The organism is Streptomyces sp. NBC_01197 (assembly GCF_036010505.1).
Taxonomy (GTDB): domain Bacteria; phylum Actinomycetota; class Actinomycetes; order Streptomycetales; family Streptomycetaceae; genus Streptomyces.
Map to the genome: position 1 here is coordinate 341512 of NZ_CP108569.1, position 25443 is coordinate 366954.

A 25443-nucleotide genomic window follows, 5' to 3' on the forward strand; every position below is an offset into this window, starting at 1 on the left:
CGAGAACCCGCTTCGGGGATCGCTTCCGGTTCCGGCTGGATCACTGGTCCAGCCGGAATCTCCGATTCGGCGCGAGCCCCCAGCCGGACCCGGCATCAACCACCGCCGCCTGGGCCGCCTTCGCCACCAACCGCAAGCACCCCAGACGCTCATCGGGCGGTGCGTGATCGGAGCAGGGGGTGGCTTGGAGGGTGGCTTCAGGGGGTGCAGAACCCGCTGCACGGTCCCAGCCACAGTGGACCGCAGCCATGATCGGTCCAGTTGCAATAATACGGTGAGTCATAGCAAACCGTGTCGCAGCTTCCGCTCCCTGCGCACTGGGAATTGCAGTCGAGGACCTGGATGTTCTGACCGCTCCGAGGCGCCGCGCTCTGCGTGTCGGCAGGGCCCAACGTCCTGAGAATCTCCTGGGCCCCGCTCTCGCCGAACGCCGCCACAGCCGCCGTCTCCATCCCTTCGACCGCAGTCCCCCGCTCGCACCCTGCGATGATCTGCGGTGCCATCCGCGTCGCGTGGTCCAGAACGGCGGACTGCTCGGCCGACAGACCGGGATGTGTCTTCCGGTAGTTCGCAAAGTGCGCCACCCACAGATCACTACGAGCCGAAGCGGACAGCGCGCCGTAAATAGCACGCCGGTAGTCCGCGGGGTAGGAGGCGAACTCGGAGTAGCCGGAGGGCAGCCGGCCGGGGTTGGCCTTCACCCATCGCGACGCCTTACTGCCCTTCGCGCGGGTCACAGCCTGCGCGGGGGAGGCTGCCAGGCCGCCGGTGACCAGAAACGTTCCCAGGGCCAGCCCCGGCACGGCCTTGAGGATTCCTCGGCGGCTCGGGGGCCGCAGCGCATTGACGTCGCGGAGCGCACGCACCACCCGCAGCGAGTCCGACGGCCCCAATAGCCGTGCCAGCCGGAGGGACAACGCGGTGCCGGTCCAGGCCCGGACCTGGTCGCCGTTGACCGCTAGCAGCGTCGGGGCCCACTCGGCCGCTTCCCCCAGGGCACGCGTGCGCAGGCCGCGAATACGGGGATCCGCAAGGCCCGCAGTGGTCAACGTGCCATCGACGGACACGCGAACCCGATCCACCACTTCTTCACAGAATCGACAATCGGCGTCGAATGCCAAAATCCACTCGGTCACAAGCTTCACCCCATGTTTGTGTGACGACCCGTCCCGTGGTACCCGCCCGGCGTGAGCTTTCAGGCCGAGACCTGGCGCGCCGTTCAGCACTCTTGCGCGCTCGGGGTCTACCTGAAGAGAAATTCTTTACCGAGGTATCTGGCGCGAGCCACCGGTTTACGAGGTTTGGCTGGAATCCTCACATGCGGACGAAGGCCGTTCGTCGGCGGACGCATCCGCGCCGCCGGTGGACGTGCCGGGAGGGCCGCTCACTGAATGGACCGTGGCTGCGCTCCGGTTGGCGTGCCGACGTGGGGAGCTTGGACTCAGCGCGCGGTCGAGTCCCCGGTCAGTACCTCCATGAAGAGGTCGAAGAGCGGGCGGAATTGCTCTCCGGAGCCCTGCTGTCAGGCGATGGTGGACCGGCTTCAGGACACCCCCGCACAGATCATGGGCAGCCTCGGCGAGACTCTCGTCCAGACCCCGCCCGCTGTGGCGCTCCTTGGCAAACAGACCCACTACACCGGCCTGGCCAGGAGTAATGTCTACAGGTGGTTCACCGACCCCTCGTCGAGGCTGATCTACCCCGCAGCCGACCACGCGGCCAACGGGCGCGTCTTCACTGCCCAACTACGCCGCGTTGCGACCCAGCAAGGCCCGCACGCTCCAGCCGCCGCCCTCGCTCGCCGGCTCCTCGACGAGAGCGAGGAGTTCGCAGCCATCTGGAACGACCACCCGGTCGGCCTCACCTTCACCGACGAGAAGCACCTGGTCCATCCCGAGGTCGGAGAACTCACCCTCCACTGCCAGATACTCCTCGACCCCGACCAGGAACATTGCCTCCTCACTTTCACGGCGACGCCCGGCACGGAAAGCTATGACAAGCTGCAACTCCTGGCGGGTATCGGAAACCAGCAACTGTCCAGCGGGCCGGCGAGCCAGAGCGAGACGAGTTGACTCGAGCAACCGCCGGAGGGGCCTTCAAGAAAGCAACCCGATACTCGTGCTGTTCCTCTCCGGCCGCAGACGATTCGCCCGACCGCCGGCGAGGGCGCGCGGCGGCATTGCCTCCGCCTGGACGGAGACCGACTGCCACGGTGGGAGTTGGCCGCTCGCAACAGGCTGAACAGTGGGTTCTCATCAGCGCTTCACATGTGCAGCAGCAGTGCAGCCGGGCCTGAGATTGTGAAGCGGGTTTTAAGAACGCACCACGGGAATCTCAGCACTGCGTCGTAAGTGGCATTCAGAGGACAATAGTTGCGCGAACATGATGCAGATTCTGAGTACCTGAACCGACAACGCCCCCGGACCGGCGCGCCGTATGCCTGCCGTCGTTCACCGGCGCGGACAATGGACAGACGGTTGGGCCGCCGACGGTGCCCGACTGCGCGTGACCGGACCGGTGGACCAGAGCCCGGCCGGAAAACCAGCGACAAAGGAGCCGTATGAAGTTCGGGATCTCCACCTTTATCACCGACCTGAGCATTCGGCCGGCTCCCCTCGGGCGGGCCATTGAGGAGCGCGGTTTCGACTCGCTGTTCATCGCCGAGCACAGCCACATCCCGGTCGACCGCAGCTCGCCGTACCCCGGCGGCGGCGACCTGCCCGACATCTACTACCGCACGCTCGACCCCTTCGTGGCGCTCACCGCTGCCGCCACCGTCACCGAACGTCTCCTGGTGGGGACCGGCATCGCCCTGGTCTCGCAGCGCGACCCGATCCACACCGCCAAGGGCGTCGCCTCGCTCGACCTGATCTCCGAGGGCCGGGCCGTCTTCGGTGTCGGCGTCGGCTGGAACCGTGAGGAGATGGCCAACCACGGCACCGACGCCTCTACCCGCGGTCGGCTCGTCGACGAGCGGCTGCGCGCGATCATCGAGCTGTGGACCAAGGAGAAGGCCGAGTTCCACGGAGCGTTCGTCGATTTCGACCCCGTCTACTCGTGGCCCAAACCCGTACAGCGTCCGCACCCCCCGATCTACGTCGGCGGCGGAAGGGGCGCCTTCCCCCGGGTCGCCGAACTCGGCGACGCCTGGCTCGCCAACAGCGTCCCGCCCGAGACGCTGCGGACACAGATCGAGGAGGTACGGGGCGCGGCCGGCCGCGAGGTCCCGGTAACGGTCTACGCGGTGCCCGACACCCCCGAAGCGATCGAGAAGTACGCGGAACTCGATGTGGAACGCGTGCTGTTCTACCTGCCCTCCGATCCGGAATCCGCCGCCCTGGCACAGCTCGACCGGCTGGCCGAGGTCGCGGGGCGCTTCCGCTGATGCCCCGTCTGACCCGGTCCGAAGCGCGTGAGCGTTTCGCGGCGTGCCGGGTCGCCCGCCTGGCGACCGCTGACGCGGCGGGGCGCCCGCACCTGGTGCCGGTGGTCTTCGCGGTGGCGGGCGAGACGCTGGTCATGGCGGTCGACCACAAGCCCAAGCGGTCGCCCCGTCTCAAACGGCTGGCCAACATCCGTGCTAATCCCCAGGTCTGTCTGCTCACCGACGAGTACCGGGAGGACTGGGACCAGCTGTGGTGGGCCCGCGCGGACGGGGAGGCGCGCGTGCTCGCGCCGGCCGGACAGTCCGCCGAAGCGGCGCGCTACGCGGCGCTGCTCGCCGGGAAATACCCACAGCAGTACGCGGGACGCCCGCCGGCCGGTGAGGTGGTGGAGGTTCTCATCACCGGCTGGACGGGGTGGCGGGCGACGTAACCCGGCCTCGGGGCCGGTGAGCTCGCATCTCTCTGGTTGCCCATCATCCATGCGCCTGACGACCGATCGGATGTGCCGCTTCCCCGGCTGCCCGGCTGACGGCGCCTGCGGCTAGGAGGCGGCAAGGTGCGTCTTTCCCCCGGGCGGTGGGGAGTGGCGCGGAGTCGTCGGCAACGGATCGGTTGGGTCATGCAGGGGGCAAATGATGGTGTCACCCCTCGAGTGGCCCGCGACGGTGACCGCCTCGGCATGGTCGCGGGCCGCCTGCTGCAGCGCGTCGACCGCAGCCCTGGCCGCTGTGGCGGTGCCGCCGTGGCCGGTTCTATAGTGCGTGCGGGTGATCTGGCTTCCGGTGACGGGCAGGGTGGTCACTGCTACGTGTTCGAGCTGGGCGGCGAGCTACGCGGGCAGGACGGCGGCACCGATCTCTCCGGCCGGCAGGGCTTGGGCGGCGATCATGTGGTCGGCGAGGTGTTCGACCGACGGCGCGACCCCGTGCGCGCTCGCGAACCGGGCGAAGGCACGGCCGCGCGCGGAGTGCCCGGGCGCTGATCCAGGGGCGGCCGGAGAGCTCGGCGGCAGTGGCCGGCGGGTCCAAGGTGGCCGGGACGACCACGCGGTACTCGTCCTCGCTCAGCACCGGCGGACGTCGAGCGGCAGCAGTAGCGCGGAACCGATCCCGGCGGCGAGGTGAGCACTCCTTGGAGTCCGGCGGGCCCGTTCCCTGGGTCGGTCACTCCATCAGGTGGTCAACGCACGGTATAGCCCGGGTAGTTCGGCCGGGCTGGGAACCTGGAGGTCCGCAGGGTGCCGGGGTCGTCGGCTGTGTATCAGGCCGGCGCTGGGGTGGGGAAGAGGACGCGGTGGTGTCTGGTGACGGCAGTGGTCCGAAAGGTGTGGCTCGTGGGACGGAGGCGGCATATCTGCTTGCCGGAGTCGCCGACCTCGCGCTGAGTGGTGCGGTGTCGGCTCTGCGCAGCGTACGGGGACTCCTGGGGCGCTCCGACCTTGTCGAGCTGGCCCAGGACGGTGAGGAGGACCTGAAGGTACGCGGCCGGCTGGCGGTCCAGCGGTACGCCTCCGTGCCGGAACCCCATCTTGAGCTGCTGGCCCGCCGGGCCGCTGTCCGTCTCGATGTGAGCGATGACTGACGGCGGGCGCGAACGCGCCGCCTTCAAGGCCCGGGTCGACAGGGAACTCACCTCCTTCGTGGATCAGGAGATCGTGCAACTGGTCGCCGTAGATGAGCAACTCACCCCTCTCGCAGACCAGTTGCGCACGGTCACGTCGGACGGCAAACGGCTGCGGGCCGCCTTCTGCTACTGGGGATGGCGGGCGGCCGGTCAGCCGGACTGTGACGAGATGGTCCGGGCGGCAGCCGCTATGGAGCTGGTCCACGCGGCCGCCGTCGTGCACGACGACATCATCGACAACAGCCCTGTCCGGCGGGGAGCCCCCACCGCCCACATCGCGCTGCAGGGCGCGCTCCCCGGCCGCGCGGGCCGCCAGGCCGGTGGCCGGGCGCTGGCCATGCTGACCGGGGATCTCCTGATGTCGTGGGCCGGACAGCTGTTCACGTCGTGCGGCCTGCCCGCCCCCTATCTGGCCCGTGCCCGCCCCATGTGGGCGGCCCTCGCCCGTGAGCTCGTGGCGGGTGAGGCGCTGGAGGTCCTGCGCACCGGCTCCCGTCCGCACGCCCAGAGTTCGCTTCAGGTCATCCGGTACAAGACTGCCAAGTACACCGTGGAGCACCCGCTGCACATCGGTGGCCGTCTGGGCGGCGGCCGCGCGGCTCTGATCGAGGTGTTCAGCGCCTACGGGCTTCCGCTGGGGGAAGCGTTCCAGCTGCGCGACGACTTGCTCGGCGTCTTCGGCGATCCCGGGGCGACGGGGAAGTCGAACGCCGATGACATCGTGGGCCACAAGCCCACCACTCTGCTGGCGACGACCTGGACCTCCGCCACAGCCGCCGAGCGCAAGGTGCTGCGCGGGCTGCTCGGCCGCCGCACCCTCGGCCAGGAGGGCATCGACCAGGTACGGGACATCATGCGGCGTACCGGAGCTGTCGGGCGGATCGAGGAGCTGATCGCCGAACGTGTGCGGGTCGCCACTGCGGCGATCGACCGTGCGGACCTGCCGTCCCTCGCTGCCACGGCGCTCACCGGCCTGGTGGGCTCAGCCGTCACTCGTCAGTCATGAAAACGCAAGGAGAGAAGCCCGTGCCGTATACGAGCCAGTCCATGGACGCCCTGCGGGAAGTGGGTGACGAGCTCGCGGACGCAACGGTGGCCACCCTCTTCGGACGGGGTGAGGTCGGCAAGTTCAACACCCTCATGCGCTGGTTCTCCGAGGCCGGCCAGGACCCGCCCGACGGGCTGCCGGACGTCGCCCGCGAGTATCTGCAGGCCACCAGCGCACCCCCGTCATGGGTGGACTGGGGCGAGATGGAGAAGGCCCGGCTCTTCTTCATCGACAACAACGTGCACATCTCCACCGCGCTGTCCTTCGCGGCGATGCCCGCCTGCTATGTCGTCCCGCACGTCGCCAAGCTCCTCAGCTCCACCCACGCGCTGGCGTATCCCTCCCGGCGGATGGCCGAGACCGGCCAGTTCACCGTCTACCTCATGCGCCCCGACGCCTTCGAAGCCGGCAGCCGTTTCATCCCGGCCGCGCAGAAGGTCCGCCTGCTCCATGCCTCCATCCGCCACCATCTGCGCCGCGAGAACCGCTGGGACGTGGCGAAGCTGGGTGTGCCGATCTGTCTGGAGGACATGATCGGCGGCCAGATGATGTTCTCCATCCAGGTCCTGGACGCCCTGCACCGGCTCGGCATCCATATGTCGGCCGACGGCGCACAGTCGTACTACTACGCCTGGCGCGTGGTCGGATCGATGCTCGGGATCAGCCTCGAACACATGCCGGCCGACCTGGAGAGCGCGCGTCAGTTCTCCGACCTGTACATGACCCGGCACATGGGCCCATCCGAGGACGGGGCCCGGCTGACCCGCCAGTTGATCGACCTCTACGAAGAGATCGTCCCGGGCACCGTATTCGACCCCGTGGTCTCCGCGCTGATCCGCTACCTCATCGGCGACACGGCCGCCGACTGGCTCGAAGTACCCCGCTCGGCCTGGGATTCCGCCATCCACACCGCCCCCTTCCTGCTGGGAATCCTCGAACACCTTGAGGACAGCTCCCCGTTGGCCGCCTGGGCCCTGGACCGCCTCGGCAGTCTGACCACCAACCTGGAACTCAGCTCCCTGACCCGCGGCCGCGTCATGCAGTACGCCATCCCGGAGCAGCTCAAGGCCGAATACGGCGTCGCGTCAACCGCGTCCCGCACCAACCGCTGGACCCCTCCCCCGCTGTACGAGCCCCCGCTCTCCGATCCGCGGTGCTCCGATCCGCAGCGCTCCGGAAAAGCGTCCGCCCAGGAGGGCCGCTGACTGCGGTGCGGCCTTCGGGGGCTTGTTGCGTCACGCCAGGGCGGAAGTCACGTGCAGATCCTTGTTCTTGGTCTCCGGCGCCATGAAGAAGCTGACGAGAGCGCCGACGAGAGCGATGCCCGCCGCGATGTACATCGTGGCACTCAGACCCAGCGTGGCCAGGGACCACGGCGTGGCGAACGTGCCGATCGCCGAGCCGATCCGGCTGATCCCCGTACACAGCCCGACCGCGGTGGCGCGGACCTCGGTGGGGAACAGTTCATTGGGATAGATCCATTCGAGGATCGACGGTCCGCCGTTGAAGACCGCGTACACCGCGAACGCGATCGCGACCATCCAGAGGCCGGAGTCCGGTTCGACCGCGAGGTAGAGCAGGCCGAGCGCGGAGACCGCGAACCCTCCGATGAGGACGGGGCGGCGCCCCAGCCTGTCGACGAGCAGAAGGGCCACGATATTGCCGATCAGGAAGAACAGATTGATCAGGCCGTAGCCGAGGTTCGCCTCGTCGGTGCCGCCGTCCAGGTTGAACAGGGCGAGGACCTGCGGTCCGAAGGCGTAGATGGCGAAGAGAGTGACGATGGTGCAGGTCCAGAACACCGAGATGAAGACGACGCGTTTCAGATAGCCGCCGGTCAGCAGAGCGCGCATCGGTACGGCGCCCTCTTCCTCGGGGAGGTCTGCGAGTGTGGCGTGTGCGGCCACCGTCTGCCGGAGGACGTCGATGGCCTCCTGCGTGCGGCCCTGGCTGTGCAGCCAGCGAGGGGACTCCGGGATGCGGGCTCGCGCGCAGACGATGACGGCGGCGGGGACCGCCGACGACGCCACCATCCACTTCCAGCCGTCGGGCGAACTCAGCAGGAGGTATCCGACAAACGCGGCGACCGTCGCGCCCACGAACCACATGGCGTTCAGCCCGCCGAGGAGTTTCGCGCGCCAGGCCTTGGGTGCGAACTCGGTCACCAGGGATGTGGCGATCGGGTAGTCCGCGCCGACGGCGATCCCGATGAGCAGCCGGAGCACGAAGAGCTCGGCCTCGTTGGTGACGAAGAACTGCAGTACGGAGCAGACGATGATGGCGATCAGATCGATCATGAACATCAACTTGCGCCCGATGCGGTCGGTGACCGCTCCGAACACCGCTCCACCGACGAAGACACCGATCAGTGCGGACGCTCCGATCAGTCCGGACCAGAGGAGGCTCATCCCCCACTGGGCCTGTATCTGCACCATGGCGATGCCGATGATGCCGAGGATGTAGCCGTCGAGGAACGGCCCTCCGGAAGAGACCAGCGCGAGTTTGACGTGGAATTTGTTGAGCTGCGCGGTGTCGAGCGAGGAGCCGGCCCGGTGGCCGGCTGAGGCGGATGTATCGACGTCCATCGGGTCCGTCCCATCAAGGGGTCGAGAGCACGGGAAGCGTCTCTGCGCGAGGCGAGAGCTGGGTTGCCATGGCGGCGGGAACCGCTTGGCCGGGGGACCGGATGTGCCCCGGTCCGCCGAGTGGGAACCGGCAGTGTGTACGTACGCGGGAGCCGTTACGGAAGGCCGTTGCGGGGAACCGTTACGGGCCGGGTACGAGCGCCGCCACCGCGTCGATCTCGACCCGTTTGGCACCGCGGAAGCTCGCGACCTGGACCGTCGTACGGGGCGGCAGCGCAACGTCCGCCAGGCGGCCGAGGTAGGCGGAGTCGTAGCGGTCGAACTCGGCGAGGTCGGCCAGGTACACGGTGACCTTGAGAAGTGTGCCCAGGCCGCCGCCTGCTGCGGTCAGTACGGTCTCAAGGTTGTCCAGGGCCAGCCGGACCTGGTCGCCGATGTCGTGCGGTGTGTCGCCGTCGGTGGTTACGGGGACCTGGCCGCAGGCCCAGAGCGTGCCGTTGTGGAGGGCTGCGGCGGAGTAGGGCCGGGGCCTGCCGTCGGGGTGGGGGAAGAGAGTGGGAGTCGCCATCGGTGGACATCCTCTGCGGTGCGGGGATTGCCGTGCGGGGATCAGGGGGCTGATTGCGGTGAGTGGATTCAGGGGTGCGGGGATTCAGGGGTTGCGGGGACCAGGTATCGGCGCGAGGCGCCGTAGACCGTTGCCCACGGGCCGGGGTCGACCCGCAGACCGTGCGTCATGGCTGTGGCGAAGCGCTCGTGGTGGTGCGCCGGGGTGCGGGCCGGTGGCAGCTCCAGGGACCGGGTGTCCCCGTCCCAGCGGCTCAGCCGGATGCCCTCACCGGGCCGGCCGGCATCGTGCTGCCCAGGGGCGTACGCGGTGTGCCGGATACCGAAGGCCCCGGGGCGGGGAGCCCGGTACACCATGCTGTCGGCGGTGGCCAGCACACAGGTTCCGGGTGAGCCGTCCGCCCGTATCCGCGTGGCGAGGAGCGGGGTTCCGGTCCGGGCCGTGGCGCTGACGAGGATCCACTCCACCGACGGCGTCCATGCTCCGGGCAGCAGGACCGGGCGCGAGCCCGCCGCTGCGAGATCCGCTGCCGAAGGCCCCAGCAGCAGGGGCCCGCGGCGCGCCGGATCGTCGAGTACGACAAGGGCGTCGCCGGAGCTCGGGACCGGGCGCCGGCCTCGCGGTACCCGGTCGAGCTCGTCGGCCAGCGCGAGGACACCCGCTCCGTCCAGGACCTCGCCGAGCACGACGAGGTCCGCCGTCGTCGCGGCTTCGCCGCTGGACGCTCCTGCGGCGACGACCGCGCGGAAGGCCGCCTCGCGGATCTCCCGTACCGCCACCCGGAAGCCGCTGCCGGTCCGGCCGGGGCCCGTGCCCGCGCCGGTGGGTCCCTCGGTCATCGTGCCTCCGTGGTGTCGAGGACTTCTGTGAACAGCCGGAGCCAGTTCTCGCCCATCACCTTCGTGACGGTGGCATCGTCGAGGCCCGCGGAGAGCAGACCTTCGGTGACGGCCGGAAAGTCCTCGGGGCCGCCGAACCACTGCGGCCAGGCCGGCCATTCGGGTTCGACCGGGTTGGCCGCGGCGGGCCTCCAGCGCCCGTTGCGCAGCCAGGCCACGAAGTCCTGCGACCAGTTCCGCGTGCAGTCGCTGCCGATGGCCACATGGTCCGGGCCGATCTCGTCGACCAGCCGCGTGACCATCGAGCAGAACTGGTCACGGGTGGTCAGCTCACCGCCCAGCACATTGGGGTACAGGCAGCACCCGATGACCCCACCCCGGTCGGCGAGGGCCCTGATGACTTCGGCCGGTTTGTTCCTGGGGTGTTCGAAGAACCACGTCGGGTTGGAGTGGGTGATGGCCACGGGCCCCGCGGATGCCTCGATGGCGTCGCGCGAGGTCCGGTTGCCCACATGCGAGAGGTCGATGAGCATCCCGACCCGGTTCATCTCGTCCACGATGTGGCGGCCGAAGGCGGTCAGCCCGGAGTCGTGTGCGTCGTAGCAGGCGCCGCCGACCAGGTTCTGGATGTTGTAGGTGAGCTGCGCGACGCGCACCCCGAGCCGGTGGAACACCTCCACCAGCCGGTAGTCGTCGCCGAAGGGCGAAGTGTTCTGAAAGCCCAGCAGCACCGCCACCTTGCCCGCGGCCTTCGCGGCACGTATCTGTCCGGCCGTCTCGGCGAGCACGACCACATCGTCGTTGTCCCTGGCCAGCTGGTACCAGTCGGCGATCGCACGGGTGGTCTCGGTCGGCCCCTCCCATACGGCGCAGGTGGCGTTCACACCGGTGACGCCGCCGGTACGGAGCTCTTCGAGCACCTTGCGGTCCCAGTTGTTGATCTCCAGGCCGTCCACGACGACCAAGTCCTCATGCGCGAGCGAACTCACCGTGCCTCCTTTCGGGGTTTGCGAACGAAGAACCAGTCGTGGTCGGTTCCGGACGCGATGTCGGCCACTCGCGGGGCCCCGGAGAACAGCGTGACCCGGAGCCAGTCAGTGGACTGGGGGCTGTAGTTGTCCATGCCGTACAGGGCGAGCTGGAACCGTTGCAGGTGCAGGGGGAGAAAGTTTCCGGCGAGCAGGTTGGCCCTGACTTCGGCGTAGGGGAGCCCCGCCAGCGACTGGACCCGGCCGGCCGCTCCGCGGTGCCATGGGTGTGTCAGCAGGAATTCGCCGACGAGTTGTCCGTCGTCCGCGCTCTCCAGGTCGCCGAGAAGTTCGGTCACCGCGCGGGCGATGTCGACCGGGTGCTCCACCTCCTCGCCCGGATCGATGCCCCGTCGGCCGCGCCGGGGTTCTTCGTTGTCCTGGGACGAGAACCAGAAGTGCGCCTGCTGGCCGGGATCGCCGAAGTCGAAACGGCGCACCCAGCCGTAGCGGTCGAGCACCTCGCTCCTGAGCTCACCGCAGGTCTGCGCGGGCGCCACCTGGAGGGTCTGGTCGCAGCGGAGCAGTGCGTCGATGTCCTGGTCGAGGTCGTCGTAGACCTCGACGAGTACCGAGTCGACGACACCGCGCGCCTCAAGACCGATCTCCTCGGCCGCCGTGTGCAGGGCGTGCCAGGCGCGGTCGGTCCGCTCTCCCAGGATCAGACCGGTGGCGATGTATCCATCGAGCAGTTCGGCCACCTTGTCGAGCCGGTCGGCCAGTTGCGGGCCCGGCAGATAGGGCGCGGTGGCCAGGGTGTCGCGTTCGCGGTAGTACTCCCGCGCCCGGTCGAGCAGCAGGCGTACCCGCGCCGTACGCGCGTCCTGCGGTGACGTGGCCTGGTGAAGTGCGTACGCGAGAGGGAGTTCACGCACCGCGCACCACGCGTCCAGCACCTGCGGGTGGTTGATCACGTAGGGGACCATGCCGAGCCCGGTGGCGTTGCCGAGCCCCAGGAAGCACCGCCAGTCTCCGTCCATTGCCACGGCGTGCGGGCTCTTCGCCGCCGCGCAGTGCTCGACCAGGTCGTAGCTGAGCTCGCGCAGCAGCCACGCGGTCAGCATCTGCGACCGGTACGGCAGCCGCAGCGGATGGCCGGCGCCCAGCCGGCCGAAGTCCGCGAGTCCGAACTTCCCGTTGCTGTAGAAGGCCGTGCTGCGCAGCACGTACGCGGCGTCGCCCAGTTGGGCCGGATCGGGTTGCCGCCCTTCGGCGAGCCGGTCCACCACGTAGTCGAAGAACCGTCTGCTGCGGTTGGCCCGCGTCCACACCAGTGTCGCGGCGTCGGCGCGGCCCGTCTCCTGCCCCGGCACCTGCGCTCTCAGTTCCGACCGCCGGGCCTCGTTCCACGGGCCTTCGACCAGGGCCGCGGTGACGTCCCAGGCCTCGGCGACGACCCTGTCCGTACGCTGCCCATCGGGCAGGACCGTGGAGAAGGCGGCGAACCTCAGCTCGTGGCCGTCGGCGTCGATCCGGTAGACAGCTTCGCCCCTGCCCTGCGCGTCGATGTCCCAGGTCTCGCGCTTCACGTTCCAGCGCTGTGCGGCGGCGACGCGCAGGAAGGACCGGGCGAAGCTGTGCCGGGTGTGGCGGGAGGCCCCGAGCTCCTCCGGATCGAGGACCTGGTCCGCCGGGCGGGCGAACTGCTGGGCCCGGCGCAGCCGTTCGGTGGGCCGCAGCTCCGGACCGGCGGTCACGACCGGCTCCGGGCCGGGGTCCCGGTGCGCAGGTACGCTGTCTTGGACCAGGTGAAGAACTCCGCGCCGCTGTCGCCGTTCTGCTCGCGCGGCGCCGGGAAGGAGGAGTCCTTGAGGCCGCCGAACGGCGCGTGCAGCTCCGATCCGGTGGTGGGTGCGTTCACTTTGACCAGCCCGGCGTCGAGCTCTTCGACGCAGCGCCGTACGGCCCGTTCGTCGCAGGTGAACACCGCTGCCGTGAGGCCGAACCGGGTCCCGTTCGCGATACGGATCGCCTCGTCCAGATCTGCGGCGCGCACCAGGGTGGTGACCGGGCCGAAGACCTCCTCGTGGCAGATCGTCAGGCCGGGGTGGCCGGCGAGCAGGGTGGGCGCGAAGAAGCAGTCACCGTCGGATGCGGGCCCGGCATCGGCGCGCGCCAGCACCTGGGCGCCTTCCGACAGCGCCTGCTCGACCGCCGTTTCGACCTCCTGGCGTGCCCTGGCCGAGACCAGCGGGCCGATGCCCACGCCGTCGTCCAGGCCGTCGCCGACCACCAGGTCCTCGATCCGGTGCTTCAGTTCGGGCAGGAGGGCGTCGTACGCCTCTCCGACGGCGATGATCCGGCGGGTGCCGGTGCACTTCTGGCCGGTGCTTCCCATCGCGCCTGCCACCAGGTCCGCGGCGGCCCCGGCCGGGTCGACGTCAGGCAGCACGATGGCCGCGTTGTGCCCGCCCAGTTCCATCTGGACCTTGGCTCCGCGCGGGACCGCGGCTGCCTGGATGGACCGGCCGACCGCCACCGAACCGGTGAAGGTCACCCCCGCGACCTCTTCGCGGGCGACCAGTGCCGCACCGAGGCTGCCGGGCGCGAGGAGGAGGTTGAGCACACCCGCGGGCACTCCCGCGTCCGCCAGTACCTGGGCGAAGGCGGCGGCCACGGCGACGGTGTCGCTGGCCGGCTTCCAGATGACCGCGTTGCCCCACAGCAGGGCGGGGGCGATCTTCCACGCAGGGATCTGCAGCGGGAAGTTCCATGGTGTGATCGCCGCGACGGTACCGAGAGGGCGCCTGAGGGTGCGGATGACCTCGTCGGGGTGGCCCGACGGGTAGGTGGCTCCGTCTGCCGAACGGGCCCGGGAGGCGTGGTAGTACAGGGTCTCCACCGACGCGGCTACTTCGCCACGCGACTCCGGGAGCGTCTTGCCCTCCTCCCGCGTCATCAGCAGCGCGATGTCCTCGGCCCGGTCCGCGAGCAGCCCGGCCGCCCGGCGCAGGACCAGGCCGCGCTGGATCAGGCCCTGAGCGGACCAGTCCGGCTGTGCCGCCTGTGCGGCTGTGACCGCCCGGTGCAGGAGCTTCTCACCGGCTGTCCGGTACACGGCGACCGCCCGGTCCGGGTGCGCGGGGTCGAAGCTGCGCGCCTCGGCCCCCTCGCCGTCGATCCACTCCCCCGCGATGAGATGCCGCAGCTCCGTGGGTTGATCAAGGGTGTTCGGAATGTCCGGCACGGCGGCGCTCCTCGGTGTTCGACTGCGGCTTCGCGTTAAACGTTAAGCAGTCACCGAACATGAGAGAAGTATCTATTGCCATTGAATTCATAACCTGCAAGTATCAATCGCATGGAGCTCCGCCAACTCCGGTACTTCATTGCCGTCGCCACGGAAATGAACTTCCGCCGCGCTGCCGAGCGGCTGCATATCGCGCAGCCCGCTCTGAGCCAGCAGATCAGCAAGTTCGAGAAGGAACTGCGCACACCCCTGTTCCGCCGGACGACCCGCAGTGTGGAGCTGACCGAGGCGGGCCGCGTACTGCTGGCCCAGGGGCGCCGGGTGCTGGCCGAGGCCGAGCACGCCCTGTCCGCCGTCGGACACGCCGCGCACGGCGACATCGGCCTGCTGCGGATCGGCTTCGTCAGCTCGGCTGCGCTGAGCATCGTTCCGCGCAGCGTGCTGGCCATGCAGCAGTCATGGCCTGGGCTCCACCTCGAACTGGCCGAAGCCACGACCGACGCGCAACTGGAGTCGATCAGCGAGGGCCGGTTGGACGTCGGGATCGCCCGCGAGGTGGATGCGGCGGCGGGGCTGGTCGTCCGGCGCATCCACCGCGAGCGGCTGATCGTCGCCGTCCACGAGTCCCACCGGCTTGCCGGCCGGAGCGCCGTCGAACTGGCCGACCTCGCGGGAGAACGCTTCCTCACCTTTCCCCGGCACCAGGTGTCCCGCCTCTACGACCACATCGCGGCGCTGTGCCACCACGCCGGACTGCGGCTTGAGGCCGCTCAGGAAGCGGTGCAGTTCCCCACCCTGCTCGGTCTCGTCGCCGCCAACACGGGGGTGACGATCGTTCCCGACTGCCTGCGCGTGCTCCGGCTCCCGGCCCTGCGGTACGTGCCGTTGACGGACCCGCATGCGTTCTCCACCGTCTCGGCCGTCTGCCGTGCGGACCGGCAGGACGCCCCGTCGGTGCGCAACTTCCTTGCCACGGTGGGGGGTCTGCGGTTCGGCGACACCTGACCGGTGGTGACGGTCCACCCGGCCGTACGGTCCTGACGACCCGCCGGGCGGCACCCGGCCTCCGGGCGGGCGGCCCGTCAGGCGTCCGCTACCCAGCTTCCGTGGAAGCCGAGCGGCACCCGGCCCGGCAGATGGACACGGGCCAGGGGGTGACCCGTGATGTCCTGCGCCGAGAGGATCACCAAGTCGGTTGCCCCGCGCTCCGGATCGTTCACGTAGGTCACGACGTACCCGTCGTCCTCGTCCCGTGCGCCACGGCGCGGCACGAACACCGGCTCGCTGACGGCCGCGCCCTTCGCGAAGCGATGCACCTTCGTGCTGCCGCGCAGCATGTCGTGCTTCACGACACAGTTGGTGAACGTGTCGTCCGGCGGGACCCCGTCGACCGTCTCGTACGCGACCCACATCTCGGCCGCGCTGGCTGTGTAGCCGAAGCGGTGCCGACGGGACACCAGCGATTCGTTGATCCGGGGGAAATCCTGCGGACGGTCGTCCAGCCTGGCGGAGGCGACGTGGCCCGTGCTGAGGTTGATCGTCCACCGGTTGAGTGTCGGTGTACCGGTCGCGGAGGGCCCGCCGTTCCCCCGTCCCGCAGCGTAGAACGGGGCGGGCATGGAGATGAACTCCACCACCACGGTGTCGCCCTGGTCGTAGGCGTTCAGTGTGTGCGAGTAGTAGACCGGGTCGATCTCGAACCACCGGGTGGCGCCGCCCGTACGCGGCATCATCCCCACCCGCATCGGGTGCTTGTCATTCCAGATGTAGGGCACAGGCGCCCCGGCCTCGGCGGCCGCTACGTCGAACGTGATCGGTACATCCACGATCACCACGTGCGTCCGGGTGAGCGCGAAGTCGTGCATCATCGGCGCGTCAGCGACCGGAATCCTGGTGGACCGCGCCACCCGGCCGGTCCGGTCGATCATGATATGCCGGACGTAGTCCCACGTCGGGTAGTACGCCACGGCGTGCAGCTCGTCCGCGGCCGGATCATACTTCGTGTGCGCGGTGAACGCGCCCTCCAGCGTGGACCGGAAGTCGTACGGGCGCACCGTGTTCAGCTCGCCGTCCATCTCGTACGGCAGCGGTCCGCTCTCCTGGAGCGCCAGGATGCGTCCCTTGTACGGGATGACGTGTGTGTTGGCGGCGAAGTCGTCGGGCGGGACCTCGCCCCGGTACTTCTCGCCCAGCTTCTTCGCAACCTGCGAGGAGCGCACCCACCGGTTGCGGTACCACTCGGCCCTTCCGTCGCGCAGCCGCACTCCGTGGACCATGCCGTCGCCCAGCATCCAGTGGTGCGCCCGCGGGTCCTCAATACCGAGCGCGTTCGGCCCGGTGCGCAGGAAGCGGCCGTCCAGGTCGCGCGGCACACGGCCGGTCACCTTGAGGCCGAACTCAGTCAGTTCCTCGGTGACCGGCGCGAACGCGCCCTCCAGGAACGGGAACGATGTCGCGCCTTCTCCGGAGGCCGTACCGGCGGCCCACGCCGACGAAGCGCAGGGCCCGAGCCCCAGGCCCCCGACCACACTCCCCGCCGCCGTGAGCGCCGCACCCTGCAGAATCCTCCGTCGCGTATGACTGGCCATCTGACTCTCCCCGTTCGTCGTCCACGTCAGGCAGTGGCCTGCCGACCGTTCGTCGGTCACAAGGGAAATCGTCCTCCTGAAGACGCTGTGGGGCAGGAGCCCTGAGGACCGGATCGGGGGTGGTGCCGGCACCACCCCCGATCGGATGCCACCCCCACCCGGCTCCTCTGTGCCCCTTTGCCCCTTTGCCCTCTGCCCCTCTGCCCCTCTGCCGCGCGGATGGTGCGGGCAGGGCGGTCGGCGGAGATCCGCCCACCCGTCCGCCCGTCCATGCGGTGTTCTCCGCAATGTGTGTTGGACATGGTGATGGATCAAGTTCACTATCATCATGAAGAGTTGAGAGCCGAGGGAGATTTCGTTGTCGTCACCGGACGAGTGGATGAGCCGTACGGACGCGCGTGCGCCGATCGACTTGCGTACCGACAGGGCCCATCCAGCCCGTATCTACGATGTTTTTCTTGGTGGCAGGACGAACTATTCCGCCGACCGGGCCATGGCCGCGACGGTGACGGAGAAGATGCCGTCGGCGCGGCTGGCAGCGCGGAGCAACAGGGAGTTCGTCCTGCGTGCCGTGCGGTACCTCGCCGGCGAGGCGGGCATCCGGCAGTTCCTCGACATCGGCACCGGAATCCCGACGTCACCCAATCTGCATGAGGTCGCGCAGGCGACAGCACCGGAATCCCGCGTCGTTTACACCGACAACGATCCGATCGTCCTCGCCCACTCGCGGGCGTTGCACGTCAGCAACCCGGCCGGCCGCACCACTTATATCCAGGCCGACTTCACCGATCCGGAGACCATTCTCGCGTCCGCGGAACTGCGCGACACCCTCGACCTCGGGCAGCCGGTCGCCCTGACGATGGGGCTGCTGCTGCACTGGATCGCCCCGAAGGACCAGCCGCATGCGGTCGTCCGGCGCCTGATGGACGCGCTGCCCGTCGGGAGCTGGCTGCTGATATCGGTGTTCGCACGGGAGCTCGCGGGGGGTTCCGCCACTCTGCAGGACGACTTCGCGGCTGAGGGCACGGCCCTCCGGCCCTTCACCAGAGACGAAACGCTGCGGTTCTTCGAAGGCACAGAGCTGGTTGATCCAGGTCTGGTCGCGCCCCACCACTGGCGGCCCACGACGTACGCCCAGGAGATCGGCAGCCCGGGTGCAGGGCCCGCCGCCACCGCGGCCCCCATCTGGGCGGGACTCGGAGTGAAGAAGTAGGCGCCGCCCCCAGCGGCCCGATGAACGGAGTACGCGGCCCCGGCGGGAGAGAACTCAGCCCGCCCCGTCCGGGCTGCTCCTGACTGTCGAGAAAGTCAGCACGTCAGAAGCGCACATCGGGAAGCCCTTTCAGGGATCACTTCCGTCATCAGATTCGGCTGAACTGATGGGCCGGCACCCAGGACCGCCCGCGCCTACTGGTTGCGGGTGCGTCCGCCCGTGTCGCAGATTTCGAGGACGACCTCACCGGCCTTCGGAACCCCGTCCGCGTCAGTACCGGCGACGGGACGCACATGGTCACCCACCCACACGAGGTGCGGTGCGGCGCCCACGACGCGACACCGGAACACGAAGCCCTCCGGGAACCGGACGAGGGACTCGTTGCGCGCCACCTCGGTGTACCGGTGCACGACGGTCGAACGCACCACGACCCCGTGGCCCTCGGTGCGCTCCGAATCCAGATCGCTGGAGGCGCACACGGGACACAGAAGTTTCCGGAACGAAGCGGTGCCGCACCAGCGGCAGCGCTGATACTGCAGCCCGGCTTCCTGTTGCGCCCCCGACAGGGCACCCATCTCTGACTGGAACACGGCTCGACCCTCCGCACTCGACGGATGCGCCCGCATCGCGCGTCGGCGCATCAGCACCATATGGCACTGAGTGCCGAGCAGTAAAGGTACTGAGTGCCAAATACGGTCAGTTCTTGCCGAGAGCCGACTCGATCCCCTGCACCACACGCCACATGGGCGCCTCCTTCGAGGCCACCACGACGACGACATCCTCGCCGGCGGCCCAGCCGCCGGCCGCGCCGTTCGCCCCATTCACCCCGTCCGCCTCGGCCCACGCCCGGCGTACGAGTCCGAGCGCGTGGTCCACCGCCGACTCGGGGTCTCCCGCTCCGTCCGAACGCAGCCATGAACGAAGGGCGTTGTTGTGTGCGGCGACCACGGCGGCGGCAATCACCTCGGCCCGCAGCGCGCTGTCCGGCGCGCCCTCGTAACGGCCCCGGAGGTATCCCGCCATCGTGCGCTCGTAACGGCGTACCACTGACAGCTCGTAGGTGCGCAGGCCCGGGACCTCACGGGTGAGGCGGTAGCGCTGGAGGGAGAATTCCGGGTTCGCCGCATACAGCCGCAGCACCAGCTTGGCCCCGTCGCACACCACCTCCACCGGATCGCCTCCGCCGGCCGCCGCCAGGAACGCGGTCATGTCGGCGAGACAGCGCTCGTGGTCGGGGAAGACCGCGTCCTCCTTGGAGGGGAAGTACCGGAAGAACGAACGCCGTCCGACTCCCGCCCGCGCCACGATGTCATCAACGGTCGTCTCTTCGAAACCCCGCTCCAGAAAGAGCTGGAACGCCGCCTCTGCCAGCACCTCCCGCATGGATGCCTTCTTGGCTGATCTGCGCGCCTCGGTCATGCCGGGAACCTAACACCAGACAGCTCGAAGGGCACTGCGTACCTTTACAGAGGGTACTGAGTGCCATATCTTCAGTTCAGTAGGTGCCCCCAGCTAGGAGAGCCGGCGTGAGCTTGAGGATCGTTGTCTGTGTGAAGTACGTGCCCGATGCCACTGGTGACCGGCATTTCGCCGATGACCTGACGCTGGACCGTGAGGATGTCGACGGGCTGCTGTCGGAGCTCGACGAGTACGCGGTGGAGCAGGCGCTCCAGATCGCGGACGGGGCTGACGACGCGGAGATCACTGTGCTGACGGTCGGTCCTGAGGATGCGAAGGACGCGTTGCGCAAGGCGTTGTCGATGGGTGCGGACAAGGCGGTTCATGTCGAGGACGATGCTCTGCACGGCAGTGATGTGATGGGTACGTCGCTGGTGCTCGCGAAGGCGATCGAGAAGACCGGGTATGACCTGGTGGTCTGCGGTATGGCGTCGACGGACGGCACGATGGGTGTGCTCCCGGCGCTGCTGGCGGAGCGGCTGGGTGTTCCGCAGGTGACGCTGTTGTCGGAGGTGTCGGTCGACGGCGCGACGGTCAGGGGCCGCCGTGACGGCGACGCTGCGAGTGAGCAGTTGGAGGCTTCGCTGCCGGCGGTGGTGTCGGTGACGGACCAGTCGGGTGAGGCGCGTTACCCGTCGTTCAAGGGCATCATGGCCGCGAAGAAGAAGCCGGTGGAGGCCCTGGACCTGGAGGACCTGGGCCTCGAAGCGGCCACCGTCGGTCTGGAGGGCGCGTGGACCAGGGTCGACTCCGCGGCTCAGCGTCCGGCCCGCACCGCCGGCACGATCGTCAAGGACGAGGGTGAGGGCGGCAAGCAGCTCGCAGAGTTCCTCGCGGGCCAGAAGTTCATCTGAGAGGTCGTTAAGTCCGATCTTCCCCGGTTGGTGATCACTCGATCGTGGTACTGGTTCCCGTACGGGCCGACCGTTCGTCATGTGCATGCTGGGATGCGGGTATGGACCGAAGACCGTATCCGAGCGACTTGTCGGATGAGCATTGGGCGTTGATCGAGCCGATGATCACGGCCTGGAAGCAGGACAGGACGGCACGGTCGGCGACCGGCGATCCCGGGACCTGCGATCTGAGGGAGGTCGTGAACGCGATCTTCTACCAGAACCGGACGGGTTGTCAGTGGCGCTATCTGCCCCATGACCTGCCAGCCTGGTCGGCGGTGTTCTACTACTTCGGCCTGTGGCGCGAAGACGGTCTTGACCAGCGGATCCAGGAACTCCTGCGCTGCCAGGTACGGGAGAGAGCCCGGCGATTAGAGGACCCGTCCCTCGTAATCTTCGACACCCAGTCCGTCCGCGCGGCCGCGGGTGTCCCGAAGACCACGACGGGACTGGACGCCAACAAGAAGGTGTCGGGCCGCAAGCGGGGACTGGCCGTCGACGTGCTGGGGCTGGTCATCGGCGTCGTCGTCCTGGCCGCCTCCGCCCACGACAACACCGCCGGCACCGCCCTGCTCGACCAGACCGCCGAGCGGTGCGGGATGCGCCTGGAGAAGGTCCTGGTGGACCAGGGCTTCAAGGACGAGGTTCTCATCCACGGTGCCCTGCTGGACATCGACGTCGAGGTCGTCCGCCGCAACCCGGGCGACCAGGGCAAAGGCTTCGTCCCGCAACCGAAGAGGTGGATCGTGGAGCAGGTCAACGGCACGTTGATGCTGCACCGCCGCCTGGCCCGCGAGTACGACCACCGCCCCGACACGTCCGCCTCGCGCGTCTACTGGGCCTCGATCGCGAACATGGCCCGCCGCCTCACCACACCGAGTCCGGCCTGGCGCGACACCCTCGGGCTGGCCGCGTGAACGTCATCGAGCTCCTGGCCGACCTCCAGGCCCAGCACGACGAGACCACAGCCCGCGCCGGTGAACTGCGCGACCAGATCCAGCACTTGACCGCCTTGCTGGCCGAGACCGAAGCGCGACTCACGGACCTGGCCACCACCCAGAAGGTCATCGCCGAACTCGCACCGGTTGGAGGCCAACCCGCACTGCCCGAGACGAACACCGCCTACCAGGCCATCGTGAACACCTTCAACCAGCACCCCGACCAAGAGTTCCGAGCCCGTGAGCTGCACGAACTCCTCGGCATGCCCACCGACGAGGCATCCGTCAACATCACCCGCAGCCGCCTCGGACGCCTCACCCGCCAAGGCTTCCTCACCCAACCCGGACGAGGTCGCTACCAAAAACGGACTTAACGACCTCTGAGGCCTCCGAGCCTCTCAATCGCCCCCAGATTCTTCGCATTCGCAGGAGAGCAATTCCATGGCTGAAGTTCTTGTCTATGTCGATCACCTCGATGGTGTGGTCCGTAAGCCCACTCTGGAGCTTCTGACGCTGGCGCGCCGGATCGGTGACCCGGTCGCTGTCGCGCTGGGCGCCGGCGCCGCCGACACCGCGGCCGCGCTCGCCGAGCACGGTGCGGTGAAGGTCCTGACCGCTGATGCTCCCGAGTTCGCGGACTACCTTGTTGTTCCGAAGGTGGATGCGCTGCAGGCCGCGTACGGGGCGGTCTCGCCTGTCGCGGTGCTGGTCCCGTCCTCTGCCGAGGGCAAGGAGATCGCCGCGCGTCTCGCGGTGCGTATCGGCTCCGGCATCATCACCGACGCCACCGACCTGGAGGCCGGCGAGGAGGGTCCGGTCGCCACGCAGTCGGCGTTCGCCGCCTCGTTCACGACCAAGTCCCGTGTCTCGCGGGGTACTCCGGTGATCACGGTCAAGCCGAACTCGGCACCGGTCGAGGCCTCCCCGGCCGCGGGCACCGTCGAGGCACTGCCGGTGTCCTTCGGTGAGAGCGCCACCGGCACCAAGGTTGTCTCGCGTACGGCGCGGGAGTCGACGGGGCGCCCGGAGCTGACCGAGGCCGCGATCGTGGTCTCCGGTGGGCGTGGGGTCAACGGTGCGGAGAACTTCCACATCATCGAGGCGCTCGCCGACTCGCTCGGTGCGGCTGTCGGTGCCTCGCGTGCCGCGGTCGACGCGGGCTGGTACCCGCACTCCAACCAGGTCGGGCAGACCGGTAAGAGTGTGTCCCCGCAGCTGTACATCGCCAACGGGATCTCCGGCGCGATCCAGCACCGCGCCGGTATGCAGACCTCGAAGACCATCGTCGCCGTCAACAAGGACGCCGAGGCCCCGATCTTCGACCTCGTCGACTACGGCATCGTCGGCGACCTCTTCCAGGTCGTCCCCCAACTCACCGAAGAGATCACCACCCGCAAGGGCTGACTCCTCACCAGGCTGACTCCTCACCACGGTGCCCGCGCCCGGTCCGTACGGGCACGGGTGCTTCTCCCGGGACCACCCGCAGGGCAGGCGGCGGAGCGGTCGTCGGCTGGGCGGCGGCGCAGGACGGGCCGCTCGATGGCGGGCGGGTTGTAGTTGCCGTCCAGCGTCCCGATGTCCGTGCCCGGGGCACGACGGCGTCGATCCTGCCGCCGTACCGGGCAATCGACTTGTCATCGAGAACTGCGCCCTCGCCACCATGGACGCGAGCGGTACCGAGGACGCTCAGCGTCTGGCCAGGCTCGCCGGACTCGGTACGCCTGCACCGAGCGCGTAAGACGCGAGCGGCCCCGCTCCGGCTCACGCTGCCCGCGGGGGCCAGTTCCTGATGGCCTTGGGACGCGGTGCCGCGTACGTGCGTACCTTCGAGGTGGAGAGGCCGAGGCGGACGAGGGACTCGGCGATGGTCACGGCCGCGGCGACGCCATCCACGACCGGGACACCCGTGCGCTCGACGACTCGTTCCGTGAGACCTGCCATGCCGCCGCACCCGAGGCAGATCACCTCGGCCTTGTCGCGTTCGACGGCCTGGGCCGCCTGTTCCACGATGGCCCCGACGGCGGTTTCCTCGTCGCTCTCCAGGTCCAGTACGGCCATTCCGCTGGCCCGCACCGACGCGCAGCGGTCAGAGAGACCGGCGAGCTTGAGCCGGTCCTCGATGAGTGGCACGGTCCGGTCGAGCGTGGTGACGACGGAGTAGCGGTGGCCGAGGAACTGCGCAGTGCTCGCGGCGGCTTCCGTGATGTCGACGACCGGGACATCAAGCAGTTCCTGGAGCCCCTCCCGTCCGTGCTCTCCGTACCCGGCCTGGATGACGGCGTCGAAAGGGTACGGATAGGAGCGGACGGCCTCCATCACGGCGACGGCCGCGAGGTAGCTCTCGTAGTTGCCCTCCACGGACTCCGCTCCGAACGGCGGGGTGAGGGGCACGATCTCCGTCCCGGGTGAGGCGACGGCGGCGGCCTGCGCGCCGATGCTCGCGGTCATAGAGGCGGTGGTGTTGACGTTGATGACGAGGATGCGCATCTCTGGACTTTCTCTGCGGGGGCCGGCCGGGGCCGGAGGTGGTGCGAAAGCCGTGCAGGGGTGGAGGGTGGTGCGGGGTGGTCAGCCGGCGTCGACGGCAATGGCCTCACCGTCGACGTCGCTGGTCGGCTTCTTGCGGTCGGCGAGGAGCAGGTAGATGACGGCGGCGAGGATCGCGCCGATGAACCAGGAGAACCCGGAGACGGACTTGAAGCCGGGGACCAGCGCGACGACGACGGCGACGGCCGCGGCGGGCGCGAAGGCGGTGACGGCCTTCAGGTGGAACCCGCGCTGGTAGAAGTAGTCGCCCTGCTGGTCGTCGGTGTAGAGGTCGGGGACGTTCACGCGGGTCTTGCGGACCAGCCAGTAGTCCGCCATGACAACACCGAAGATGGGGCCGAGCAGAGCTCCGAGGCCGCCGAGGAAGTAGTTGACGACGGTCGGGTTGTCGTAGAGGTTCCACGGCAGGATGACCAGGCCGATCACTGCGCTCACCACGCCGCTGCGGCGGAAGTCGAGCGTGCGCGGGAACAGGTTGACGAGGGCGTAGATGGGCGCCACGAAGTTCGCCATGAGGTTCACCGCGATCGTCAGCGTGATGAACGCGAGTGATGCCGCCGCCATCAGGAACGTGTTGGGGATCGACCGCACGATGTCCTCAGGGCCGGTGATGACCGCGCCGTTCAGCTTGAACTGGGCCCCGCTGAGCACGACCACGATACCGGCGAAGAAGAGCATGTTGACCGGGATGCCGACGAGGTTGCCGCGCACGATCGCCCGGCGGCTCTTGGCGGAGCGGGTGAAGTCGCAGAAGTTGAGCACGAAGGTGCCGTAGATGACGACCCAGAGGGCGGCGCTCTCGAAGATCTGACGCCACATGTCGAGGCCGGCCGGCGCGTGCCCGGTCGACATGGAGATGGAGCCGTCGGCGCGGACGAACATCCAGATCGCCAGCGCGGACATCGTGATCAGGATCGTCGGTGCCGCGAACGCCATGTACCTGCGGATGAGTTCCATGCCGTAGCTGACGATGACGACTTGAACGACCCACAGGGTAAGGAACGTTGCCCAGCCCAGGGTCGAGAGCCCGAGGACCGAGTTCTCGTCGAGGGAGCGCAGCCCGGGGAAGAGCACCTTGACGAGCGCGCGCAGCACCGACGCCGCAAGGTACGTCTGGATGCCGAACCAGGCGATGGCCACGACACCGCGGACGACGGCCGGGATCTGCGCTCCCTTGACGCCGAAGGCGATGCGGCTCATGACGGGGAAGGGGACACCCGTCTTGTTGCCCATGTACCCGGAGAGGGTCAGAAGCAGGAACAGCAGCGCTGAGGCGATCGCGAAGGAGACCAGGATGTTCCAGACGCTCATCCCGAGGGCGAACAGGCCTATCGCGAAGGCGTAGTTGCCGAGGCTGTGCACGTCGTTGCCCCAGAGGGTGAAGACGTTGTAGGCGCCCCACTTGCGCCCTTCCTTCTTCGTGGGGGCAAGGTCGGGGCTGTACAGCCCGGGGCTCGTCCGGGGCTCCCCGTCGACCGCTGCGGTGGGTGGCGTTTCGTGCACGGCGGCCATGGACACTCCCGGTGTTTCCGTACTGCGGAA

The 25443-nt window shown here is 68.8% G+C and carries 25 protein-coding genes; 13 read left to right on the forward strand and 12 right to left on the reverse strand.

Annotation, left to right across the window (positions count from 1 at the left end; genetic code table 11):
- Window positions 1–197: 197 nt before the first annotated feature.
- Window positions 198–1145, reverse strand: coding sequence for a bacteriocin fulvocin C-related protein (locus OG452_RS01600; RefSeq protein ID WP_327293774.1), 948 nt, complete (start codon window positions 1143–1145; stop codon window positions 198–200).
- A gap of 384 nt (window positions 1146–1529) precedes the next feature.
- Between OG452_RS01600 and OG452_RS01605 the strand changes: the two genes are divergently transcribed.
- The 7 genes from OG452_RS01605 (at window position 1530) to OG452_RS01635 (ending at window position 7262) form a co-directional block, all read left to right on the forward strand.
- Window positions 1530–2072 (forward strand): MmyB family transcriptional regulator, encoded by a 543-nt coding sequence (locus OG452_RS01605; RefSeq protein ID WP_327293775.1) that lies wholly within the window; start codon window positions 1530–1532, stop codon window positions 2070–2072.
- 488 nt (window positions 2073–2560) lie between these two features.
- Entirely contained in the window at window positions 2561–3385 is an 825-nt protein-coding gene (locus OG452_RS01610) for an LLM class F420-dependent oxidoreductase (protein WP_327293776.1), read from the forward strand.
- Window positions 3385–3816 (forward strand): TIGR03668 family PPOX class F420-dependent oxidoreductase, encoded by a 432-nt coding sequence (locus OG452_RS01615; protein ID WP_327293777.1) that lies wholly within the window; start codon window positions 3385–3387, stop codon window positions 3814–3816. Before OG452_RS01610 ends, OG452_RS01615 begins: the two co-directional genes overlap by 1 nt.
- A gap of 222 nt (window positions 3817–4038) precedes the next feature.
- Window positions 4039–4368 carry a hypothetical protein gene (locus tag OG452_RS01620; RefSeq protein ID WP_327293778.1) on the forward strand — a complete coding sequence of 110 codons (330 nt, stop codon included), beginning with the start codon at window positions 4039–4041 and terminating at the stop codon, window positions 4366–4368.
- A gap of 344 nt (window positions 4369–4712) precedes the next feature.
- Window positions 4713–4967 (forward strand): polyprenyl synthetase, encoded by a 255-nt coding sequence (locus tag OG452_RS01625; protein WP_327293779.1) that lies wholly within the window; start codon window positions 4713–4715, stop codon window positions 4965–4967.
- Window positions 4960–6015 (forward strand): polyprenyl synthetase family protein, encoded by a 1056-nt coding sequence (locus OG452_RS01630; RefSeq protein WP_327293780.1) that lies wholly within the window; start codon window positions 4960–4962, stop codon window positions 6013–6015. The genes OG452_RS01625 and OG452_RS01630 overlap by 8 nt, the downstream gene beginning before the upstream one ends.
- A gap of 20 nt (window positions 6016–6035) precedes the next feature.
- Entirely contained in the window at window positions 6036–7262 is a 1227-nt protein-coding gene (locus tag OG452_RS01635) for an oxygenase MpaB family protein (protein ID WP_327293781.1), read from the forward strand.
- Window positions 7263–7292: 30 nt separating this feature from the next.
- Here the strand turns inward: OG452_RS01635 and OG452_RS01640 are convergent, their stop codons facing one another.
- The 6 genes from OG452_RS01640 to OG452_RS01665 form a co-directional block, all read right to left on the reverse strand.
- Window positions 7293–8642 (reverse strand): MFS transporter, encoded by a 1350-nt coding sequence (locus OG452_RS01640; protein ID WP_327293782.1) that lies wholly within the window; start codon window positions 8640–8642, stop codon window positions 7293–7295.
- A 181-nt stretch (window positions 8643–8823) separates the two neighbouring features.
- Window positions 8824–9210, reverse strand: coding sequence for a RidA family protein (locus OG452_RS01645; protein ID WP_327293783.1), 387 nt, complete (start codon window positions 9208–9210; stop codon window positions 8824–8826).
- Between the two features lie 68 nt (window positions 9211–9278).
- Entirely contained in the window at window positions 9279–10049 is a 771-nt protein-coding gene (locus OG452_RS01650; RefSeq protein ID WP_327293784.1) for a hypothetical protein, read from the reverse strand.
- The gene (locus OG452_RS01655; protein ID WP_327293785.1) at window positions 10046–11038 is read right to left on the reverse strand and encodes a membrane dipeptidase; all 993 of its coding nucleotides are present in this window, start codon (window positions 11036–11038) and stop codon (window positions 10046–10048) included. The genes OG452_RS01650 and OG452_RS01655 overlap by 4 nt, the downstream gene beginning before the upstream one ends.
- Window positions 11035–12774, reverse strand: coding sequence for a hypothetical protein (locus OG452_RS01660; RefSeq protein ID WP_327293786.1), 1740 nt, complete (start codon window positions 12772–12774; stop codon window positions 11035–11037). Before OG452_RS01660 ends, OG452_RS01655 begins: the two co-directional genes overlap by 4 nt.
- Window positions 12771–14264 carry an aldehyde dehydrogenase family protein gene (locus OG452_RS01665; protein WP_327293787.1) on the reverse strand — a complete coding sequence of 498 codons (1494 nt, stop codon included), beginning with the start codon at window positions 14262–14264 and terminating at the stop codon, window positions 12771–12773. The genes OG452_RS01660 and OG452_RS01665 overlap by 4 nt, the downstream gene beginning before the upstream one ends.
- Before the next feature lie 111 nt (window positions 14265–14375).
- Between OG452_RS01665 and OG452_RS01670 the strand changes: the two genes are divergently transcribed.
- Entirely contained in the window at window positions 14376–15269 is an 894-nt protein-coding gene (locus OG452_RS01670; RefSeq protein WP_327293788.1) for a LysR family transcriptional regulator, read from the forward strand.
- Between the two features lie 77 nt (window positions 15270–15346).
- Here OG452_RS01670 and OG452_RS01675 read toward each other — a convergent pair whose 3' ends face one another.
- Window positions 15347–16852 carry a carotenoid oxygenase family protein gene (locus OG452_RS01675; RefSeq protein WP_327293789.1) on the reverse strand — a complete coding sequence of 502 codons (1506 nt, stop codon included), beginning with the start codon at window positions 16850–16852 and terminating at the stop codon, window positions 15347–15349.
- Between the two features lie 358 nt (window positions 16853–17210).
- Here OG452_RS01675 and OG452_RS01680 point away from each other — a divergent pair, with 358 nt between their 5' ends.
- Window positions 17211–18065: an SAM-dependent methyltransferase gene (locus tag OG452_RS01680; RefSeq protein ID WP_327293790.1), complete on the forward strand. Its 855-nt coding sequence runs from the start codon at window positions 17211–17213 to the stop codon at window positions 18063–18065.
- A 194-nt stretch (window positions 18066–18259) separates the two neighbouring features.
- Here OG452_RS01680 and OG452_RS01685 read toward each other — a convergent pair whose 3' ends face one another.
- Entirely contained in the window at window positions 18260–18640 is a 381-nt protein-coding gene (locus tag OG452_RS01685) for a Zn-ribbon domain-containing OB-fold protein (RefSeq protein WP_327299478.1), read from the reverse strand.
- 121 nt (window positions 18641–18761) lie between these two features.
- The gene (locus OG452_RS01690; protein ID WP_327293791.1) at window positions 18762–19484 is read right to left on the reverse strand and encodes a TetR family transcriptional regulator; all 723 of its coding nucleotides are present in this window, start codon (window positions 19482–19484) and stop codon (window positions 18762–18764) included.
- A 107-nt stretch (window positions 19485–19591) separates the two neighbouring features.
- Here OG452_RS01690 and OG452_RS01695 point away from each other — a divergent pair, with 107 nt between their 5' ends.
- From OG452_RS01695 to OG452_RS01710, 4 genes are all read left to right on the forward strand, one after another.
- Window positions 19592–20377, forward strand: a complete 786-nt coding sequence (locus tag OG452_RS01695) for an electron transfer flavoprotein subunit beta/FixA family protein (RefSeq protein ID WP_327293792.1) — start codon at window positions 19592–19594, stop codon at window positions 20375–20377.
- A 101-nt stretch (window positions 20378–20478) separates the two neighbouring features.
- Entirely contained in the window at window positions 20479–21333 is an 855-nt protein-coding gene (locus OG452_RS01700) for an IS5 family transposase (RefSeq protein WP_266644791.1), read from the forward strand.
- A complete protein-coding gene (locus tag OG452_RS01705; protein WP_266644789.1) occupies window positions 21330–21728 on the forward strand; it encodes a hypothetical protein in 399 nt (132 codons plus the stop codon). Before OG452_RS01700 ends, OG452_RS01705 begins: the two co-directional genes overlap by 4 nt.
- 67 nt (window positions 21729–21795) lie before the next feature.
- Window positions 21796–22758, forward strand: coding sequence for an electron transfer flavoprotein subunit alpha/FixB family protein (locus OG452_RS01710; RefSeq protein WP_327293793.1), 963 nt, complete (start codon window positions 21796–21798; stop codon window positions 22756–22758).
- A 357-nt stretch (window positions 22759–23115) separates the two neighbouring features.
- Here OG452_RS01710 and OG452_RS01715 read toward each other — a convergent pair whose 3' ends face one another.
- Together OG452_RS01715 and OG452_RS01720 are read right to left on the reverse strand one after the other, a co-directional pair.
- Window positions 23116–23841 (reverse strand): aspartate/glutamate racemase family protein, encoded by a 726-nt coding sequence (locus OG452_RS01715; protein WP_327293794.1) that lies wholly within the window; start codon window positions 23839–23841, stop codon window positions 23116–23118.
- A gap of 81 nt (window positions 23842–23922) precedes the next feature.
- Window positions 23923–25413: an NCS1 family nucleobase:cation symporter-1 gene (locus OG452_RS01720; RefSeq protein ID WP_327293795.1), complete on the reverse strand. Its 1491-nt coding sequence runs from the start codon at window positions 25411–25413 to the stop codon at window positions 23923–23925.
- Window positions 25414–25443: the final 30 nt, after the last annotated feature.